A 4,483-nucleotide genomic window follows, 5' to 3' on the forward strand; every position below is an offset into this window, starting at 1 on the left:
GCCCCCGACCCGGCGCAGGAAGCCGGTGCCGCGGCGGAACCAGCGTGGTCCCCGTACCGGCCCGCCCGCGCCGAGGAGACCGGCGGGAATGCCGAACATCAGGCCGACCAGGATCCCGATGAGCAGCCCGACGGCGGGTCCGTTCGGGAAGGAAGCGATGAATCCCTCGATTCCCCCCATCGGCAGCCCGACAGCCAGAGCGGTCGACGTCCGCCCGAGCCGCGGGTCTCCAGCGCGGCTGCCCGATGGTGCCTCCGGCTCCGGGATCTCCCGACGCGGCCCCCGCGCCGCGGACCTCTTGAGCAGCAACTCGTCGAGCCACGAAGCCACTCGGTCCGGCCCCCACCACGACACGAGCATCCCGGTGCCCAGTGCCGCCGCGCCCAGCTGGAACGCCGCCAGCGCGCCTTGCCCCGCGTCGACCGCGGATGCCGTGGTGATGCCTCCGGCCACGGCCGCGAGCAGTCCCAACAGACCGCCGTAGACACCGTGGTGGAGCGCACCGCTCAGCTCCCACCAGGCAAGGTCGGTTCGGTTGATGCGCTCCAGGTGGCGGGCCAGGAAGGACAGGTGGCTCCGCGCGTCGGGCCAGTCGTCCGGGTTCAGACGGTGGTCGAAGAGGACGCGCACCGCGTTCTCCAGGATCGCCGCCCGGACGGAGTCGGGGGCGGCACTCGCCAGACGCTGGAACGGCGTCTCGTCGCTGGTGTCCGCGTAGCCGTACAGATCGGCGAAGAGGCTTGTGGTCAGGGGCGAAGTCAGTGCCGCGCCGAGGGCCGCGAGCAGGTGCGGAGTCACCTCGCGCGCCGGGCCACCCTGAGCCGCCACCGCTTCTGCCTGAACCATCCACCGCTTGCCCAGCGACGAGTCGCCGGACCGGTCGGCGGTCGGGGCCAGCAAGGACCAACTCGGTGGGGGCATCGGCACACCGCGCTTGCGGGCCGCGGCCACCTCGTCCTCCAGCACCCCCCAGCCGTGTTCGAGGCGGCCGAACAGGTCCGCCCATTCCCGGTGGCTGGGGCCGCCTTCTCCGAGGCTGGCCCGCAGGTACTCCATCACCTGCGGAAAGGCCAGCTCGCGTGCCTCGGTGACCGAGGCGCCGTGCAGCACCGGCCCCAGGGCCAGGGCTCGCTCGTACTCCTCCGTACGGCAGGCGAGAATCACCGGTCGTGCGGTGCCGAACTCCCTGCGGACGCGGTCCAGCACCCTGACGACACGCCGCTTCGGGATTTCGTCGAGCCCGTCGAGACAGGGCAGCACATCGCCTCGGTGGAGAAGGTCCCTCGCGGAAGCCGCCGACCCCACCTCGGGGTACTCGGCCGCCAGTCGCCCGGCCAGCCAGTCCAGGAGCCCGTGACGCCCTGGATCGTAGGAACTGAGGGAGAACAGCACGGGCACGGGTGGCAGGGCCTCGGCGCCCTGCGCCCGAGGGCCCTGTTCGGCCAGGTCGAGTTCGCGTGTGCGGCACAGTTCGAGCAGGAACAGCAGGAGCAGGGTCGACTTGCCCGAACCGGCCGGGCCGATGATCACCAGCCGCTGTGGAACGAGCGCGGTGAAGGACTCGACGAGCCCGGCCATGTCCGCCGTGGTGCCGGTGAGCCCGCGCGTGCGGCCGTCGGTCAACTCCGGTGGCGCGGGCGCCCACTGCGTGTGGAGCAGCCGCGGTCGCTGGAGGTTCGGGGTGAGACCGCGCTTGTCGGCCTCCTCGGACCAGTCCCGCCACACGGATGCCTGGAGCCGGTCCAGGGCTTGCGCCCGCCGGGGTCCGACGAGCAGATCGTCCTTGCCCGGGCGCAGCCTGCGGAGAAGCAGCACGCAGCCGACGGCGACAACGAACAGGGCGAAGAACCAGACGTCCATGTCTGCCGGTGCCTCCTGCGCTCCGCCCTCACGGCCTGGTCCGCACGAGCGCGTCCCGCACCCTACTGGCGCGACCGCGGAGTTGTCCGTCCGTCCGATCTCTACGGGGTTGTCGGGTACGGCAGTTGCATGACTCGCGGTATGTCAACTCGGCCAGGGTCACTGATCAGTTGTCGTCGATGCGAGGCGGCTCCCCCGAACACTCCCGCGTCTCACAGGCACTCCCGTAGCATCCTTTTCGGGGACCGTCGCGGACAAAGCATGCTGTCCCGCCGTCGAGGAGGGGCCTCTTGGACTATCGGCAGCTGTTCTCCGACGACGAGGTCAGGCAGGAGTTCCTCGACCGGTTCGACGAGATCGCGGCGGGCGCGACCGGCCTCGGCGGGTTTGAGAGCGTGGACGCCGGACTCACCGTCGACCGGGCCGCCAAGGCCGTGGAGCGCATGTCCGAGGGCCTCTGGGTGCCGGACGACTCCGGTCTGGAGGCGATCGTCGAACGCTTCACCCGGCCCGTGCACCTGGTGCAGAAATCCACGTTCAGGCTGCCGCCGGACGGCCGGGCCACCAGCGCGAACCTGACGGCTCGCGTCGAGCGTGCCCGTAGGCCGCTGGAGAGGGCGATCCCCAGTGTCGGCCGTATCGACCTGCGCAACCACGCCAACCTGACATGGGCCGGCACCGGCTGGATGGTGGGCCCCCGGCTCGTCGTGACGAACCGTCATGTCGCCGAGACGTTCGCCCGGGAGGCGCGGGCCGGGGCGGGTTCGGGGTTCGCCTTCAAGCAGTCCTGGACGGGCAAGGTCGTACGGCCCACCCTGGACTGGTACCACGAGCACCAGCAGCCGGAGGAGTCCCGCTTCCGGGTCACCGAGGTCGTCTGGATCGAACCGGACCACAGGTACGACGTGGCCCTGCTCCGGATCGACGCGACCGGCGAGGACGGCGAGAACCCGCCGCCGCCCATCGCGCTCGACACCTCCGGGGCGCGCGTGAGCGGCTGGATCGCGGTGATCGGCTACCCCGGGCAGGACTCCCACGCCGACCTGGCCGACCAGCAGCGGATCTTCGACGGCGTCTACAGGTGCAAACGGCTGGCCGCGGGACGGCTCACCGCGGTCCAGGGGCAGGACGTGGTCCACCACGACGCGACCACGCTGAACGGCAATTCCGGCTCCGCCGTGATCGACCTGGATTCCGGCAAGGCGGTCGCCCTCCACTTCGGAGGCGCGGCGGAGCGCAGCAACGTAGCGGTGCACGCGGCCGCCGTGGCCCGGATCGTCCGCGCGCATGGCTGATGAGCCTGCCGACTTCTCGGAGCGGAACGAGGAACAGGGCCAGGACCCGCACCCGGATCAGGAGGCGTCCGCCGACGAGGACGTGGGCACGGCGGCCGGTCTGGAAGCCATCACCCGGGCGGCCGCCGGTCTGATCGACCCGGAGGATCTCCTCCAGGTCGTGCGGGACATGAGAAGCCGGGTCGCGCGCATCGAGATCGGCGGCCGACCGGTGGGAACGGGCGTGCTGGTCGCGCCCGATGTCGTTCTGACGGCCAGTCATGTGGTGGGCGCCGCCCTGGAGTCGGGGAGGCTGCCGGACTCCCTGGAGGCTCGTTTCGACTTCGGTACGCCCTCCGGCGCCGAACGGGCCGCGCCTCACGAGCGCGGTGTACGGGTGCAGTTGACGGAACTGCTCGCGTCCAGCCCGCCCAGCCCCGCCGAACGAGCCGGTTCCCCGCTGTCCTGGGACGCGCCATCGGATCAGCTCGACTACGCCCTCCTGCGCGTCGGCGGCGGGCAAGTGCCGTACGCCTCCGATGACTTGTCGCCGGGACGTGACGGACGTGGCCCACGCGATCACTACCCGCTGGAGCCCGGCACCTACGACTTCAGCGCCACGCGCCTGCTGTTCATCGTCCACCACCCGCTCGGCGAGCCGGCGCGGATCACGTACACGACCGCCCGGACCACGATCAACGACCAGGGCACGCGGATCCGATACCCGGAGGTGAACACCACGCCGGGGTCGTCCGGCGGCCCTGTCGTCGACCCCCGCGGCCGGCTCGTCGGCATCCACCACTACGCCGCCGGCGGAGTCAACCAGGGCGTTCCGGCGTCGGCGATCGCGCGGGCCGTGGCGGACGGACCGCACGCCTGGATCCTGGATCCGCCGAGCCCCACCGCACGTTCCCTGATGCTGAGTTGGGTGCCGGAGAACCAGCCCTGGGCCGAGCTCGTGCACGACGTCCTGAAGACCTTGGGACACGACGTGCTGATGGGCCCCGCCGCCGACCGGTCGGGGCACCGCACGCTCCGGGAGCACGTGGACGGCGGCGGCAAGGTGCTCGCCCTCGTGAGCCCCGCCTATCTCGCCGACCCCGGCATGACGGACGAGCGCGACCACATCGTCCACGGATTCGACCACGCGAGCGCTCCGAGCCGCCTGGTGCCCGTACTGGTCGACGGCGATGCGTCGGGAAGCCTGGCCCTGCTGTCCCCGGTGGACCTTCGTGACGTGCCCGCCGCCCCCGGCACGCCGCGCTCGACCCGCGACCGTCCGTACGAGGCCGGGACCGGGACCGAGGCCGTCGTACGGCAGCGGCTCGCCTCCGCCCTCGCCGACTCCC

Annotated in this window: 2 protein-coding genes and 1 pseudogene; 2 read left to right on the forward strand and 1 reads right to left on the reverse strand. The window is 71.7% G+C overall.

Going from position 1 to position 4,483, the window contains the following annotated elements:
• A pseudogene (locus tag ACNFOC_RS51360) lies at window positions 1–1,860 on the reverse strand (hypothetical protein); the annotation flags it as partial.
• A gap of 290 nt (window positions 1,861–2,150) precedes the next feature.
• On the opposite strand from ACNFOC_RS51360, the gene ACNFOC_RS51365 reads away from it, so the two are divergent.
• Both ACNFOC_RS51365 and ACNFOC_RS51370 read left to right on the forward strand, forming a co-directional pair.
• Window positions 2,151–3,155, forward strand: a complete 1,005-nt coding sequence (locus tag ACNFOC_RS51365) for a trypsin-like serine peptidase (protein ID WP_416965860.1) — start codon at window positions 2,151–2,153, stop codon at window positions 3,153–3,155.
• Window positions 3,148–4,483, forward strand: a 1,336-nt coding sequence (locus ACNFOC_RS51370; RefSeq protein ID WP_416965861.1) for a trypsin-like peptidase domain-containing protein, incomplete at its 3' end; no start/stop codon positions are given. The genes ACNFOC_RS51365 and ACNFOC_RS51370, both read left to right, overlap by 8 nt.

The sequence above is a fragment of the Streptomyces colwelliae genome, assembly GCF_048158785.1.
GTDB lineage: Bacteria > Actinomycetota > Actinomycetes > Streptomycetales > Streptomycetaceae > Streptomyces.